A 16,446-nucleotide genomic window follows, 5' to 3' on the forward strand; every position below is an offset into this window, starting at 1 on the left:
TAGTTTCATATGGTTTTATAAATTAACTTAAATAGATTAATATTTAACTCATATAAGTTAATCTTGTTCTTTTTGATTCTATACTTTTGAATGTAACTTTAATACTCATACACTATGAATAACAATTCTAAACATGAAATAAATAAAATTGAATATTATAAAAACAAAGGATACACTGCTAGTTATCATCTTATTAATAATAAATTAATTGACGTAGATACTAAAAAAGAATATACCGTTAAAGACGTTACTATTGATGAAGAGTATAGGTATGAAGGTTATTCTAACCCTGCTGATTTAAGTATTCTTTATATATTAACAATGCACGACGGAACAAAAGGCACTATTTTAGCTGCTTATGGCCCAAGTGCTAATATTGAATTAACTTCTTTTTTAAATAAGTGTTCTTCTAAAAAAAATACTTAACTCATTATCTGACACTTATAAAAAGTGTGCTTTTTTTTCATTTTTTTTTACAAAAAAGTCTTTGTAAATAACAAAAGCAGTATTATATTTGCAACCGCTTTACTGCGGGAGTAGCTCAGTTGGTAGAGCGTCAGCCTTCCAAGCTGAATGTCGCCAGTTCGAACCTGGTCTCCCGCTCAAATTTTTACATAATTGTAAGAAATTACAAAAAGTCTTTACCGCGGGAGTAGCTCAGTTGGTAGAGCGTCAGCCTTCCAAGCTGAATGTCGCCAGTTCGAACCTGGTCTCCCGCTCAAATTTTACATAATTGTAAGAAATTACAAAAGTCTTTACCGCGGGAGTAGCTCAGTTGGTAGAGCGTCAGCCTTCCAAGCTGAATGTCGCCAGTTCGAACCTGGTCTCCCGCTCAAAAAAAACCGAAACTAATGTTTCGGTTTTTTTTATTTATTTAGCTTATCTTCAAATAAAAACAATCCTAGAATAATTACTCCCATAATACCAACCATTATTGTATGATTTGTTATCACACCTGGTCGCAACACTAATGTTATCAAATATCCACCAATAGCACCTCCTAAATGAGCGGAATGACCGATATTACCTACTTGGTTTTTCATTCCGTAAATAGAATACAATAAATATCCTACACCAAAAACATATCCTGGAATTGGTATTGGTATTGGCAACATAACCAACTCCATACTTGGATATAACATTATAGAAGAAAATATTACTCCAGACACAGCTCCTGATGCACCAACTGCACTATAATAAGGCATTTTTTTATGTTGATACAACGAATACATACTTCCCGATATTAAACTTACAAAATAGATTAAAATAAAATTGAATGTACCAAAACTTGAGTCAACTACTTTTCCAAATAAATACAAAGCATACATATTAAATCCTAAATGCAACCAATCTACATGCAAAAAACCTGAAGTTAACATTCGTATTTTCTCTCCCCCTAATATTCTTTGAACTTGAAATTTATAACGATCAAAAAAAGCTGCATCACTAAATCCTTTTAAAGATACCAACACATTAGCTACAATTAGTATAATAATAATTTGACTCATAATTTATATATATCCACAAACATAAACAAAAGTTAACAAAACAAATCATTCAGTAATTAATACGATATTTGTCAAAAATATCATTTAATGAAACTATTCTTATTTATTATTGTTTATCCACTAATATGGATGCTATCAATTTTCCCCATGAGATTATTATATATAATTTCTGACTTTTTCCGTCTTATTATATTCAACCTTATTGGATACCGTAAAAAAGTGGTTGTAGAAAATCTAAAAAAAGCTTTTCCAGATAAAAGCGACAAGGAAATAAAAAACATTGCAAGAAAGTTTTACAAACACTTTGTCGATTTAATTTTTGAAAGCATTAAGTCTTTTACCATTAGTAAAAAAGAAATACATAAACGCTACAAATACAAAAACCCTGAACTAGTAAACAAACTAACTAAAGAAGGTAAAAGCATTGCTTTAGTAGGGGCACATCAAGCTAACTGGGAATGGTCTTTTGGACTTCCTTTAGTTTTGAACGGAGAAGTTTTTGGTGCCTATACAAGGCTTGCCAACAAATACTTTGAAAAAGCTGTAAAAACTTCAAGAACTAAATTCGGAATTATCGGTTTAAAAACTTCTGAAACCGTCAAAGGAATTCACAAAAATTACAAAAATAACACACAAGGAATATACATATTATTAAGCGATCAATCTCCTCAAATACACAAAACTCATTATTGGGCTAAATTCTTAGGTATTAAGGTTCCAGTACATACTGGAGCTGAAATACTTTCAAAAAAATATAACTTTGCTGTAGTCAACTATGTTGCAAAAAAAGTTAAGAGAGGTTATTTTGAAGTTGAATTTGAACTGATAACAGAAAATCCAAAAGATTTCGAAAACTATCAAATAACAGACAAGTATTTAGAAATTACCGAAAAAAATATCAAAGCACAACCAGAGTTTTATTTATGGACACACAAACGCTTTAAACATAAAGACAAATACGCGCAATGGCTAGAAAACAGAAAAGCTTCTCAATAAACTGAGAGGCTTTTTTATTCAACACTAATTTTAAAAGTAAATTTAAAACACAAAAAAACCTTCTCAAATTGAGAAGGTTTTTGGGTGAAAGACCGGGTTCGAACCGGCGACCTCCGGAACCACAATCCGGCGCTCTAACCAGCTGAGCTACAATCACCATGTAACTTGCGGGTGCAAATATACATTCTTTTTACATTGTGGCAAAACTTTTTTTTAAATTAATTTACTTAAATTTTCTACTGCCACGTAACGTTCTGATGTAAAGCCTTCTGCAAAATCAACTCCTATTAATCTACCCAAATCTCTTGCCCTATACTCTATACTATCGGTAAAGTTTTTACTAGTTATAGGCGTTTCTGGCTCATTACTTTTCGGATCAAAAAACTGTGATGAATACGCCATAACTGAACTTATTTTTTTGTCCATAAAACCAGTAACATCTACCACAAAGTCAGGTTCAATATTTTTCCATTGTATATAGTGATAAACTTGTTTCGGTCTCCATTTTTCTTGTTGAGCTCCATCTAACTCAGTTACTATTTTAAGCAAACCACTTAAAAAACAAGCATCAGACACTAACTGACTTCCTTTAGAATGATCAATATGGCGATCATCAATAGCATTACACAACACTATTTCTGGTTGATACTTACGTATCATTTTTATAACCTCTAGTTGATGTTCTTTATCATTTTTAAAAAAACCATCTGCAAAACCTAGGTTTTCTCGTATTGATACTCCTAAAATATCAGCGGCTATTGATGCTTCTTTATCACGCAATTCGGCAGAACCTCTTGTTCCTAACTCTCCACGAGTTAAATCAACTATCCCAACTTTTTTTCCTTCTGAAATTTCTTTAGATAAGGTCGCTGCACATCCTAATTCAACATCGTCAGGGTGCGCTCCAAAAGCTAATATATCTAGTTTCATTTATTGTATTGTTTTATATAGTACTTCCTTTAAAATAATTATAGCTAATTTACTAAATGAAGTTTACACTTTAACTGTTTTCCATTTTCCTTTTTTAAACATCCAAATACCAACAACAGCTATTAAAATTTCTGCTAAAGTTATTGCTAAAAAGACTCCTATAGGACCAAAATCTAACGTAATAGCCATTATGTATGCAAACGGTAATTGAAATAACCAGAAGCACACAAAGTTGATATAGGTTGGTGTTTTGGTATCTCCTGAACCATTAAAAGATTGAATTACAACCATTCCATAAGCATATGCTATGTATCCAGCTGCCATAATTTGCAAACACAAAGCTCCATTTTCAACAACTTCAGTCTTTTCAGAAAACCATCCTAAAAAAGTTGGAGCAAAGAATATATAAATCAATGAGACTGCTCCCATAAAAATTGCACAATATTTACTCGTTATCCAAACAGACTTCTCTGCTCTCTCTGGTTGTTCTGCTCCTAAATTTTGACCTACCAATGTTGCTGCTGCATTACTCATTCCCCAAGCAGGCATCAAGGTAAACATCATTATTCGAATGGCAATTGTATATCCTGCTAGCACTTCACTACCAAATTCGGACATAATTCGCATTAAAAATACCCAACTTGAAGTTCCGATAATAAACTGCCCTATTCCTCCTAATGATACTTTTATTAAGTTTATCATTACAGAAACTCTAACCACTAAATCTTTAAACGCTATTTTTATTTTACCTGCTCCAAAAAACAATACTCCTAATTGCGCTATAACTGCCGTCCCTCTTCCAATCGTTGTTGCAATAGCCGCTCCCTCTACTCCATATGCAGGTATTGGACCTAACCCAAAAATAAAAATAGGATCAAGTATAATATTTAATCCGTTTGATAAAATCAGCGTCCACATTGCAATGGATGCATTTCCCGCTCCTCTAAAAACAGCATTGATTAAAAACAATAACATTACTGTTATGTTTCCACCCAATAATACACGAGTATATCCGTAACCTTCAGCAATTAAATCAGGCTCGCCTCCCATAAGTGCTAATATTTCCTTCGGATATACAATTCCAACAATACTAATAAGGATAGAAATAAAAACTCCTAAAAATATAACTTGCACTGCTGTTTGATTTACTCCTTCTAAATCCTTCTCCCCTGTTCTTCTAGCGACTAAAGCTGTTGCTGCCATACTTAACCCTATGGCTACAGCATACACTAACGTAAGTACAGACTCTGTTAACCCTACAGTAGCTACAGCATTTACGCTTACTCTAGATACATAAATAATATCTACCAAGGCAAAAATAGATTCCATCAGCATTTCCAAAATCATCGGAATTGCTAATACAAAAATTGCTTTACCAATACTTCCTGTCGTAAAATCTTGCTGTCTTCCTAAAACAGCATCTTTAAAAAGTGAGAATATAGTTTGTTTTGATGTTTGATTGTTTTCAGTCATTATAAAGTTTTATAAATACATAAAATTGTCTTAAAAGAAATAAGACATAACTATTTGTTGCTCAAGCAACACAACTATTTGAGGTGACTTATACAATCATAATGGTACAAATATGCGAAAATAATTTTAATTAATTTCAATATCTTCGTGCTATGATTAAGGTTGCCATTATAGGAGGCGGTAATGTAGCTACACATTTAGCCAATGCTTTTAGTAAAACAAACGAAGTATCGTTAGTACAAATGTATGCTCGAAATATAGAGCAAATAGAGCATTTAAAAGAAGTTACTCCTATTACAAATAGTATAGAACTTTTAACAGAAGCCGATGTGTATATCATTGCGGTTTCTGATGATGCTATTGGTGATGTTTCTCGTAAAATTGAACAAAAAAACGGCTTAGTTGTACACACTTCTGGTAGTGTAGCTATGCAATCGTTACAAAACAGTGGACGCAAGGGTATTTTTTATCTATTACAAAGTTTTTCTAAAGACAAAGATGTAAACTTTGATGAAATTCCTTTTTGTTTAGAAGCTGAAAACGAAGAAGATTTGCAGTTATTAGAGACCCTTGCTAAATCTATTGGAAAAAAGGTATATCGAATCAACTCAGAGCAACGTAAACGATTACATGTTGCTGCCGTTTTTGTAAACAATTTCACTAATCACATGTATAAAATTGGCGCTGATATTTGCAACGAATATCAAGTTCCTTTTGAAGTATTACTACCTCTAATTCAGGAGACAGCTCAAAAAATAACCGAATTGAGTCCTAAGGCAGCACAAACAGGTCCTGCCAAAAGAAATGACCAAAAAACTATTCAAAACCATTTAGCAATATTAAATGCTGAACAACAAGAAATTTATAAACTTATTACAAAATCAATCCAACAAAATGGAAAAGAGTTATAAAGAATACTTACCTCAAATAGATACCTTTATTTTTGATGTAGACGGAGTATTAACTAACGGAATCGTAACCGTTTTTCCTGACGGACAGCTTGTACGTCAAATGAATATTAAAGATGGATACGCCTTAAAAGCAGCTGTAAAAGCTGGTTATAAGGTTTGTATTATCTCTGGTGGAAAAAACGAAGGAGTGCGTACACGTTTAGAAGGCTTAGGTATTACCGATATTTATTTAGGAGCTCATGATAAGATTCAACAGTTTAATGAATTGGTTGAAAAATACAAACTAAACCCAGAAAATATAGTGTACATGGGAGATGACATCCCTGATTACCCTGTAATGAAACTCGTTGGTATGCCCTCTTGCCCTAACGATGCTGCTCGTGAAATACAACAAATTTCAAGATACATTTCTGATAAAACTGGAGGTAATGGTTGTGCTAGAGATATTATAGAACAAGTATTACGTGTACAAGGAAAATGGGATAGTAACTTTGATGCACAATACGATTAATTAATTGGAATACTTTTTGAGAATTAAAATACTATTAAAACTTTTAAATTATGAAAAAAATACTTTTTGCTTTATTATTTACAACCGTTAGCTTATCCATGAGCGCACAAACTATTTTCGGAAAATGGGAAAATCGTGACGAAGAAACCAATAAAGTTGACTCTGTAATAGAAGTATATAAAAAAGATGGAAAAGCTTACGCTAAAATTATTGAGATCACAGACAAAAATCGTCAAGAAGCTGTTTGTGATAAGTGTAGTGGAAAGCGTAAAAACAATCCTATTTTAGGAATGAATATTTTAACAGGTCTAAAAAAAGATGGTGATGAATGGAGTGGTGGAAAAATTTTAGATCCTAAAAACGGAAAAGAATATAAATGTTATATTAAACTTGAAAACGACAACAAGTTAAAGATTAGAGGCTACATAGGTTTTGCTGCCTTTGGTAGAACCGCTTACTGGTACCGAAAAAACTAAGTCTTAAAAACATTCAAAAGCATCATTTTTTTATGATGCTTTTTTTATAAAAAAATAAAAGACTTTAGTGTCTTTTATAAAGAAAACTAATATCTTTGTAACATATTATTTTATATGTTTTCAAAATCTTGTGAATACGGTTTAAGAGCAACTATTTTTGTTGCAGAACAATCTAGCTTAGATAATAAAGTTGGTGTAAAAACTATTGCTGCCGCTATTGATTCTCCTGAAGCTTTCACAGGGAAAATATTACAAATTTTAACAAAAAATAATATCATTGATTCTATTAAAGGTCCTTATGGTGGATTTGTAATTAATAAAGCTGACCTTAAAAAAATTCGCTTAAGCGATGTGGTTCGTGTATTAGATGGTGATAGTATTTATACGGGTTGCGGATTGGGTTTAAAACAATGCGACGATAGCTCTCCTTGCCCTCTTCACTTTAAATTTGTAGAGATTAGAGATAACTTAAGAAAAATGTTAGAAGGAAACACCCTACATGATGTATTATACACCAACGACAAGAAAAATACTTTTTGGCTAAAACGAGAATAAAAAAATTTAGAATAATAAAAGATAAAAAGGTCTTTTTATAATTTATAAACATTAAATAAAAACAAAATGAAGATAAATAACAACTCAATAGTAGCAGACATAGTTGCAAATAACTATAAAACAGCTACAATTTTTAAACTATACGGAATTGATTTTTGCTGCAACGGTAACAGAACTATTCAAGAGGTTGCTAAAAAAAAGAACATTGCTCCTGATATATTAATCAATAAACTAACTCGCATTGATAAAGGTTATAAATCTACTAACGATTATCAAAGCTGGTCCTTAGATTTTTTGTGTGATTATATCTACCAAAATCACCATACCTATGTGGAAAAACAAATTCCTGAAATTTTAGAATATTTAACCAAACTAGCTAAAGTACATGGTAACAACCATCCTGAGCTACACGAGGTTTTGCAACTCTTTAAAGAAAGTGCTGGGGAACTTACTACACATATGAAAAAAGAGGAACTTATTTTATTTCCTTTTATAAAAAAGTTAGTTGAAGCGAGTAACTCAAATACTCCCTTTTCTCCTCCTCCATTTGGTACGGTAGAAAATCCTATAAACATGATGCACACAGAGCATGATAATGAAGGCAATAGATTTAGAATAATTGCAAAACTTACCAATAATTACACTCCACCTGAAGACGCTTGTAACACTTATAAAGTTGCTTTAGCAATGCTACAAGAATTTGAAGAAGACTTACACAAACACATTCATTTAGAAAACAATATTCTATTTAAAAAAGCAATCAAATTAGAAAATCAATTAAATTAAATAACTAATAATGAGAAAAATTTGGACTGGATTTATTGCAGTAGTGGTATTATCATTTATTGCATTAATATGGGTAGGTACAGAAATTTATCAAACCCAACCCCCTATACCTGAAACAGTAAAAGTTAACGGAAGTAATGAAACTATATACACTAAAAAAGACATACAAGATGGACAAAATGTTTGGGAATCTATCGGAGGAATGGAAGTCGGTTCTATTTGGGGTCACGGAAGTTATGTAGCTCCAGACTGGACAGCTGATTGGATTCATAAAGAAGCAGTTTACTTATTAAACTACTGGGCTAAAAAAGACTTTAACACCAACTATGATGCTTTAGATGAAGAAAACAAAGCTGCCTTAAAAGCTCGTTTGGTAAAAGATATTAGAACCAACACTTTTAATGAAAAAGACCAATCAATAACAATTTCTAAAGAGCGAAAAGAAGCCATTGAAGCAAACTCAGCGTATTATGCAAACATTTTTTCAAAAGGTCATGAAAAATATGCCATTCCAGAAGGCGCCTTAACCGATGTTGAAAAACTAAGAAAACTAAATGCTTTCTTATTCTGGACTTCTTGGGCTGCCAGTACAGAAAGACCCAATCAAGACTATACCTATACTTCTAACTGGCCTCACGAACCGTTGATTAATAACACAATTACTCCCGATTCTCAACTATGGTCAGGATTCTCAATAATTTTATTGTTATTATTTATAGGAGTATTAACCTATTACTATATTCGAAATCATGAAAAAGGAGAAGCGGTAACAAACCCAAGCAATGATCCCTTATTAGACTTAAAATTAGTTAGATCTCAAAAAGCAGTATTAAAGTACTTTTTAGTCATCTCACTTCTTATTGTATTACAAGTTGTTTTGGGTATTGTTACTGTACATTATACGGTAGAGGGTCAAGCTTTCTTTGGCTTTAATTTATCAGAATATCTTCCGTATTCAATCTCTAGAACCTGGCATACACAACTTGCTGTATTTTGGATTGCCGCTACATGGTTAGCAACAGGATTATTCTTAGCTCCAATTATTAGTGGTAAAGAAATGAAGTTCCAAGTTTTCGGAATCAATTTCTTGTTTATTGCCTTGTTAATTATTGTTTTGGGTTCTATGTTGGGAGAATGGTTAGGTGTGCATCAATTTTTGGATTTAACTACTAACTTCTTCTTTGGTCACCAAGGATATGAATACATGGATTTAGGTAGATTCTGGCAAATATTCTTAGGTATTGGTTTAATATTATGGGTAGTTATGGTTGGTAGACACGTACTGTATGGTATCCGTAAAAAAGACGACTCAAAACATTTGCTTTCTATCCTATTAATAGCTGTAGTTGCTATTGGTATGTTCTTTTTCTCAGGATTAATGTATGGAGAAAACAGTTCACTACCTGTAATTAATTATTGGAGATGGTGGCTCGTACATCTATGGGTAGAAGGATTCTTTGAGGTATTTGCTACGGTGATTATTGCCTATATTTTCTCTCGTATGAAAATTATTTCTACCAAAACAGCAGGAAAAACAGCGATAGCCTCAGCTACCATTTTCTTAGCAGGTGGTATCATTGGTACCTTACATCACTTATATTATTCAGGAACTCCAGTACAAGCCATTGCCTTAGGAGCTACGTTTAGTGCTTTAGAAGTGGTTCCATTAACCTTAATGGGCTTTGAAATTAGAGAAAACTGGAATTTATTGAAAAAGAATGCTTGGATTCAACGTTACAAATGGCCTATCTTTTTCTTTATTGCTGTTGCCTTTTGGAACATGGTAGGTGCTGGTGTTTTCGGGTTCTTAATCAACCCTCCTATTGCTCTATATTACATTCAAGGATTAAACACAACTGCTGTACACGCACATACCGCACTATTTGGAGTATATGGAATGTTAGGTATGGGCTTTATTTTAATCTGCCTACGCTTGTATTCAAACATTGCTTGGAACGAAAAGCTCGTAAAAAATGCATTTTGGTTTTTAAATGGTGGGTTAGTTTTAATGGTTGTGTTAAGCTTACTACCTGTTGGTATAATTCAAGCTTACACTTCTATTACCAAAGGGTATTCTTTTGCCAGAGATCCTGAATTATTATACAATCCAACAGTACAAACTTTAAAATGGATGCGAATGATAGGAGATATTGTATTCTCTTTAGGTATTGTATTTTTCTGCTGGTTTGTGGTAAGAACAACGATTAATGCAATAAAACAAAAATCGTAACCCCTCTTTATTTTTATAAAAACCTGTGTAAAATAATTACACAGGTTTTTTTACCTCCAAAAAGATACTGTTTAAAACATCTTAAAAAAAGTCTGTTAGATTAATAACTAGCTACCAACTCTAAAAAAACTAATTAATTTGTTTACAAAACCTCTATATATTAAATATAGGTCTTTTGAATCTAATTCAATTCTATTTTCCTAAATATTGATTTTTAGTTAGTAGATATAAAACAAGTAAAGAGCCTCCAAACCTAAAAAGTGTAATTTTTTTCATATCTTCTCATGGTCTAACCACTTAATAATAAACCTTAAACACAAAAGCCATGAGGAATAAACTAAAAAAAGACTTAGGATTATTTGATGTTTTTGCCATAAGTACTGGAGCCATGTTTAGCTCTGGTTTCTTTTTACTACCAGGAATCGCCTCACATTATACAGGCCCTTCTGTATTTTTAGCCTACTTACTTGCAGGTGTATTAATACTACCTACCATGTTTAGTATTGCTGAAATATCAACAGCCTTACCACGATCAGGAGGTGCTTACTTTTTTTTAGACAGAAGCTTAGGTCCACTTATGGGAACTATTGGCGGACTAGGTACATATTTTGCTTTAATGCTAAAAACAGCCTTTGCTATTATTGGTATTGGTGCTTACGCCGCTATATTTTGGGAAGTTCCTACCAAGGTAGTTGCTATCATAGCCACTCTTTTTTTTATGGCATTAAACTTAGTGGGGGCTAAAAAAACCTCCGCTTTTCAAAAGGTGTTTGTCATATTCCTATTAGTCATTTTAATTGGTTTTATTGCAGATGGTCTTTTTTCTATCTTCACCTCAGATACTATCACCAATGAATCTATTAACAAACAATTTACTCCTTTCTTTTCAAACGGATTTGGAGGAATGTTTACTACCATAGGTTTTGTTTTCGTTTCCTATTTAGGGCTCACTCAAATAGTAAGCGTTGCAGAAGAAATTAAAAACCCTGAAAGAAATATTCCTTTAGGTATGATACTTTCTTTAGTCGTTACAGGATTAATTTATGGTTTGGGTGTTTTTATTATGGTAACTCTTATTGAGCCTACCGCCTTTGCCAACGAATTGGCACCAGCTGCTACAGCTGCTGAACAACTTTTTAAATGGTTACCCGATAATGTGGGAGTACTGTTAATGTCGGTAGCAGCACTTGCCGCTTTTGCCTCTACAGGGAACGCAGGACTATTATCTGCATCACGATATCCGTTTGCTATGGGACGCGATAAACTGTTTCCTGCTATTCTGGCTAGAATTGGTAAAAAAGGAAGTCCTGTAGTCGCTATATTTTTAACTACAGCATTAATTATTGTATTCATTCTACTACTATCAGAAGAAGGTATTGTAAAGCTTGCTAGTACCTTCCAATTATTGATTTTTATCTTTATTAATTTCTCTGTTATTGTTTTTAGAAAAAGTAAAATAGAATCATACGATCCAGGGTATTTATCTCCATTATATCCGTTTATGCAAGTTGTCGGAATTATCATTTCATTCATCCTTATTATTTATTTAGGATGGATGCCAGTACTTTTTACTTCTGGTATTATTGTTATTGGGGTACTTTGGTATCACTTTTATTCTAAAGGAAAAGTAAAACGAGAAGGCGCTATTTTTCATTGGTTTGCGCTTTTAGGAAGACACCAATACGATGAATTGGAGAATGAATTAATGACCATTTTAAAAGAAAAAGGACTTCGTGAAGGGGATCCGTTTGATGAAACCGTAATTACATCGAAAATAAAAATACTTAAGGATACCACTAACTTTGATAAAGTCTTAAATATCGCTTCCGATTACTTTTGTAGAGAGTTAGACCTCAACAAAGAAGGGGTACTACACAAGTTCTTTCAGTCGATACCCGATGAATCTGTCATCACTTTACCAGGTATTTTAGTTTTTCATGCCAAGTTTAAGAGTGTTTCACATCCTTCCATGAAAATTGTGATTTCTAAAAAACCAATTGAAGGAACACTTCCCTCTGAAGACTATGAGTTTAAAAAGCCCTTACAAATCTGTGCTTTTCTAATTAATTCTGATGAAAACCCAAAACAGCAACTCCGTATGCTATCGAGACTTCTTGATATTTTAGAACGAGAGCAAATCGTAAAAACCTTGCTTAAAATGAATAGTCACAGAGAAATTAAGGAGTTTTTACTACAAAACGAACGATTTGTAAGCATCAAACTACTCGAAGGAACTCCGCAAAACACCATGATAGGAAAACAGCTAAAGGATATTCAGTTACCAAAAGACGTTTTAGTGGCTTTAGTTGAAAGAAATGATAAAACGTTTACCCCTAACGGTTCAACTGTTTTACTAACAGATGATGTACTCACCATACTTGGAGAAACCAAATCTATCGCGAAACTGTATAAAGAGTATATGAGTTATGAAATAGATAAACTGGATACTGAAGAGACTTCTTAATTTTTGGTTTGGTTATTTATTTTTATTGAACTTAGTTATCAATTTATATTTCTGATAGAAGTTATATCTTTGGTAAACCATATCTCATGCTGAAAAAGATTAAACGACAAAATGGACTACCAAACATACGAACCACATACAAATTTAAAGTCAATTATTAGTTGTTATTGGACGTTGGAAGTACCTATACATTCCGAACCACAAAAACAACGAATTGTACCAGATGGTTGTATAGAAATGGCATTTATTCTTGGAGACGATATCAAACGGTACACTTCCGAAAATAACTTTATACTTCAACCACGGGCAATGGTATTAGGGCAAATAATTGAACCTTTCTACATTGAACCAACAGGTTATGTCAATACTTTTGCCATTAGGTTTTATCCTTATGGATTTGCTAATTTTATCTCTGAACCAATCAACAACTTAGCAAACACAGAAACACCCTTGAATCTCCTTTTTGACAAGGAAACCGCAGATGGTTTGCAACAAAAAATAATCAACGCTAAAAATACGATACAACGTATAGAAATCATCGAAAAGTTTCTTTTGGATACGTTCAACAACCAAAAAACAATTCATAAAATAGTAAAAAGTACTGTGGATACTCTCCTTTCTACAAACGGAAGTGTTTCTATAAACTCAATCCTCGAAAACAACCTATCTAAACGAAGACAGCTTGAAAGAAACTTTAAAAAACAAATTGGAGTAAGCCCCAAACAGTTAGGAAAAGTAATTCGATTGCAAACAGCTTTAAAATTGATGCTTAACCAAAAGTCTAAAAACCTAACTGATGTTGCCTATAAAAGCGACTATTTCGATCAAGCTCACTTCATCAAAGACTTTAGAGAATTTACAGGAATAAACCCAAAAGAGTTTCTTACTGACGAAAGCTTGAAGCTTTCTACCCTTTTTTACAAATAAACTAAGGTGTCGCATTTTTACAATTTCAACTAATTTTCTGCTCTTAGTTTTGCATCAATAATACTAAGCCGAAAATGAAAAATAACACACTTATTACCATTATTACCCTATTTTTTTGCCTTGTGTCTTGCAAAAACAAAGGCACTTCAATCTCTAAAACAACACAATCTAAAGAATCAATCACTAAAAGTATACAACAGATGAAAAGTTATGTCTCAATTTTTGAAATTCCTGCAACCAACATTACACGAGCCGTTAATTTTTACAAAGAAATTTTAGGTATAGAAATTGAAAGATTCTATTTTCCAGAAATGGAAATGGGGGTATTTCCTTACGAAGGTCAAATGGTTACAGGAGTAATTATACAAAGCGAAGGTTATGAACCTTCTGCAAGTGGGGTTACTATTTACCTTAATGGTGGAGACAATCTGCAAACTATTATTGATAAAGTAGAAGAACATGGTGGTAAAGTTATGATACCTAAAACACCTCACGCTGACGAAAACGGGTACTTTGCCATTTTTCTCGACTCAGAAGGAAATAAAATTGGACTTCATTCGCCAAATTAAAAAAACAAACTTCTAACAATAAAGGGAAATAATAATGGCTTGGGTACTAACTCAAACCGTTATTTCTTTTTATTAAAGTGTCTTGAAAACCAACCCATAAATTTATAAAGTCAGCTACAGCTCATACATCAAACAAAAGTAAAACTCCCTTTATAAAACCATTCTCTCCCCTTTCTAAAAAAATCTAATTAACGTATCTTGCAATCTTATTAAAAGACACCTATAATGCAAGACAAAAACGTACATACTTATATAAAAAATGTTGTAGAAAATATGCCAGCAGATTGGTTAAACCTAACCACGCACCGTCTGGATATTTATATAGAAAAACTAGCCAAAACCCAGTTTTTAGAGCAGTTTGAAGATTTGTATAAAAACAACAATGCTACTGCTTCAGCGTTAAGCGAGTTGCCAACTGCATACGATTATATTCGTTTAGGGCATCCGTTATCGTCTGTATTAGAGTGGACGATTGCCAAACTATACAACACTAAAGCAGCACAAGTAATTAGTTTTTCATCACAAACGGTTCCTGTTTTGGCTGTGTTAAGAGCGAATTTATTTGCTAATAAAAACACGCAAATAGTGTTTACCAATGAAATTCCTAGCTTTTTTGATGCTGAAGTAATTAAAAATGTATACGGATATCAATTTGAACTAAAAAAAGTGGATAGTGTTGAAGCTATTCCTGAATTTGATGGTAGTACCGTATTGATTGTTGAACAAGAAGCTATTTGCAACTTTACGATTGTACCAAACGTTGATTTTTACATCAACACACACACAGAATTAGGAAGCTTTTTATTGGTAAACGGAGAGCAAAACGATTCTTATATTTCAGACATTCAACATGTAAGAAGAAGAGAAACTATTGCCATGACTCCTGCTAATTCATTAAAAGCGTTGAAAAGCCTTATCGATGAGCCGTATGAGGTTACAGTAACTGACGTAGCACAAAACAAAGCAAAGGTTGAGAGACTCATCAATGAGATTACCAATACCAGCACAAAAGCGTTAGTAGCTTCAAGTGGACTTTCAATACAATACGCCATTTTAATGGGATTGATTGACGATGCTCTTGAAAACCATAAGGGAAAAACGATTAAAATTGTAGTGCCTCCAAACTGTTATGGTGGTACAAACGACCAAGCGAGACGTGTTGCTGCTTGTTTAAACAACGTAGACATTGTTGATTTACCTGTTGATGGAGACAACGACATGGTAGAGAGCATTGATACCGTATTAGCCAACATTGCAGCACAAGATGCGGTTCCGTATATCATTGCTGAAATTCCGACCAACCCAAGAGTAGAAGTACCTAACCTTACCGATTTAAGAGATGTTTTAAGTAAAAAACGTACGACTCCAACGGGTGAAACAGCCGTTGATCCTGTGTTTATTTTAGACCAAACTTTCTGTCCGAATGTTCACTTTTTAGGAGATACAGACATGTTAGCCAATATTAGAACTATTTCGTTTGCTAGTGGATCTAAATTCCCTAGTGGTGGAAAATGTACTGCTGGATACTGTGTTGGAAATAAAACAACCAACGCGTTAATCAAAAAAATAGAAAAGCACTTACACATTTGCGATAACGAGGCTACACCGCTTCAATACAAAATATTAGCTGCACAAATGCCTTCGATGACGCAACGAATTAGTGATGCTTATAAAAATACACGTGAATTTGTAAACTTTATTCATGAAGTATTACCTGGTGCTAAAATCAATTTTGTTTCAGAAGAACTAGCTGCGCAAGGATTTACACCATCAGTATTTTCGTTAGACCTTCCTACCAAAGGGAATACTGCGGAAGAAAAAGAAGCCTATAAAAGAGCCTTAAACTTAAAGCTTATCAATTTAATGATTACTGAAATTCCGAATGAAAGTAAGTATTGTGTAAGCTACGGACAGTTAAAAGGTTGTTACTGGACAATTCCTGCAACCTCAACACAAGGAACTACCAAAGAAGGTGATAAAGATTATATTGCTCGTGTAGCACTTTCTCCTAATATGGATTTAGCGCTTCATAAAAAAGTTTTCCTTGATTTTGTAAAAAGTATCTAAGAACTACAAAACGTCATTTCAACCGTAGGGAGAAATCAAAAAA

Annotated in this window: 15 protein-coding genes and 4 tRNA genes; 15 read left to right on the plus strand and 4 right to left on the minus strand. The window is 33.1% G+C overall.

The features are described from left to right. The first annotated feature begins 114 nt into the window (after positions 1-114). The 4 genes from AC3VJB_RS06880 to AC3VJB_RS06895 all read left to right on the plus strand — a co-directional run bounded on the left by AC3VJB_RS06880 (position 115) and on the right by AC3VJB_RS06895 (position 833). Positions 115-426 (plus strand): hypothetical protein, encoded by a 312-nt coding sequence (locus tag AC3VJB_RS06880; RefSeq protein WP_047789242.1) that lies wholly within the window; start codon positions 115-117, stop codon positions 424-426. Positions 427-530: 104 nt separating this feature from the next. Continuing rightward, a tRNA-Gly gene (locus tag AC3VJB_RS06885) sits at positions 531-603 on the plus strand. A gap of 43 nt (positions 604-646) precedes the next feature. Next, positions 647-719, plus strand: a tRNA-Gly gene (locus AC3VJB_RS06890). A 41-nt stretch (positions 720-760) separates the two neighbouring features. After that, positions 761-833 (plus strand) — tRNA-Gly (locus AC3VJB_RS06895). 33 nt (positions 834-866) lie between these two features. Here the strand turns inward: AC3VJB_RS06895 and AC3VJB_RS06900 are convergent. Continuing rightward, positions 867-1,508 (minus strand): rhomboid family intramembrane serine protease, encoded by a 642-nt coding sequence (locus AC3VJB_RS06900; RefSeq protein WP_464837903.1) that lies wholly within the window; start codon positions 1,506-1,508, stop codon positions 867-869. 87 nt (positions 1,509-1,595) lie between these two features. On the opposite strand from AC3VJB_RS06900, the gene AC3VJB_RS06905 reads away from it, so the two are divergent. Then, the gene (locus tag AC3VJB_RS06905; protein WP_437822723.1) at positions 1,596-2,504 is read left to right on the plus strand and encodes a lysophospholipid acyltransferase family protein; all 909 of its coding nucleotides are present in this window, start codon (positions 1,596-1,598) and stop codon (positions 2,502-2,504) included. Positions 2,505-2,586: 82 nt separating this feature from the next. Here AC3VJB_RS06905 and AC3VJB_RS06910 read toward each other — a convergent pair. The 3 genes from AC3VJB_RS06910 to AC3VJB_RS06920 form a co-directional block, all read right to left on the minus strand. Beyond that, positions 2,587-2,662 (minus strand) — tRNA-His (locus tag AC3VJB_RS06910). 55 nt (positions 2,663-2,717) lie between these two features. Further along, positions 2,718-3,434 carry a bacillithiol biosynthesis deacetylase BshB1 gene (gene bshB1 / locus AC3VJB_RS06915; RefSeq protein ID WP_047789245.1) on the minus strand — a complete coding sequence of 239 codons (717 nt, stop codon included), beginning with the start codon at positions 3,432-3,434 and terminating at the stop codon, positions 2,718-2,720. Positions 3,435-3,497: 63 nt separating this feature from the next. Then, positions 3,498-4,907, minus strand: a complete 1,410-nt coding sequence (locus tag AC3VJB_RS06920; protein WP_159492446.1) for an MATE family efflux transporter — start codon at positions 4,905-4,907, stop codon at positions 3,498-3,500. Positions 4,908-5,059: 152 nt separating this feature from the next. Here AC3VJB_RS06920 and AC3VJB_RS06925 point away from each other — a divergent pair, with 152 nt between their 5' ends. The 10 genes from AC3VJB_RS06925 to AC3VJB_RS06970 all read left to right on the plus strand — a co-directional run bounded on the left by AC3VJB_RS06925 (position 5,060) and on the right by AC3VJB_RS06970 (position 16,403). Then, positions 5,060-5,818, plus strand: coding sequence for a Rossmann-like and DUF2520 domain-containing protein (locus AC3VJB_RS06925; RefSeq protein WP_159492448.1), 759 nt, complete (start codon positions 5,060-5,062; stop codon positions 5,816-5,818). Next, a complete protein-coding gene (locus tag AC3VJB_RS06930; protein WP_167713523.1) occupies positions 5,802-6,329 on the plus strand; it encodes a KdsC family phosphatase in 528 nt (175 codons plus the stop codon). The genes AC3VJB_RS06925 and AC3VJB_RS06930 overlap by 17 nt, the downstream gene beginning before the upstream one ends. A gap of 50 nt (positions 6,330-6,379) precedes the next feature. Continuing rightward, on the plus strand, positions 6,380-6,805 hold the full coding sequence (locus tag AC3VJB_RS06935; RefSeq protein ID WP_073181225.1) for a DUF2147 domain-containing protein: 426 nt from the start codon (positions 6,380-6,382) through the stop codon (positions 6,803-6,805). A 114-nt stretch (positions 6,806-6,919) separates the two neighbouring features. After that, positions 6,920-7,360: an RrF2 family transcriptional regulator gene (locus AC3VJB_RS06940; protein WP_047789250.1), complete on the plus strand. Its 441-nt coding sequence runs from the start codon at positions 6,920-6,922 to the stop codon at positions 7,358-7,360. A 66-nt stretch (positions 7,361-7,426) separates the two neighbouring features. Next, a complete protein-coding gene (ric, locus tag AC3VJB_RS06945) occupies positions 7,427-8,146 on the plus strand; it encodes an iron-sulfur cluster repair di-iron protein (RefSeq protein WP_497666946.1) in 720 nt (239 codons plus the stop codon). Positions 8,147-8,156: 10 nt separating this feature from the next. Then, positions 8,157-10,376: a nitric-oxide reductase large subunit gene (locus AC3VJB_RS06950; RefSeq protein ID WP_497666947.1), complete on the plus strand. Its 2,220-nt coding sequence runs from the start codon at positions 8,157-8,159 to the stop codon at positions 10,374-10,376. Between the two features lie 325 nt (positions 10,377-10,701). Further along, positions 10,702-12,840 carry an amino acid permease gene (locus AC3VJB_RS06955; RefSeq protein ID WP_497666948.1) on the plus strand — a complete coding sequence of 713 codons (2,139 nt, stop codon included), beginning with the start codon at positions 10,702-10,704 and terminating at the stop codon, positions 12,838-12,840. 111 nt (positions 12,841-12,951) lie between these two features. After that, on the plus strand, positions 12,952-13,767 hold the full coding sequence (locus AC3VJB_RS06960; protein ID WP_497666949.1) for an AraC family transcriptional regulator: 816 nt from the start codon (positions 12,952-12,954) through the stop codon (positions 13,765-13,767). 200 nt (positions 13,768-13,967) lie between these two features. After that, complete coding sequence (locus AC3VJB_RS06965; protein ID WP_231128389.1) at positions 13,968-14,336, plus strand: VOC family protein; 369 nt, start codon at positions 13,968-13,970, stop codon at positions 14,334-14,336. Between the two features lie 225 nt (positions 14,337-14,561). Continuing rightward, entirely contained in the window at positions 14,562-16,403 is a 1,842-nt protein-coding gene (locus tag AC3VJB_RS06970; RefSeq protein WP_167713517.1) for a PLP-dependent transferase, read from the plus strand. The last annotated feature ends 43 nt before the right edge of the window (positions 16,404-16,446 follow it).

The organism is Tenacibaculum sp. TB-53, from assembly GCF_059716285.2.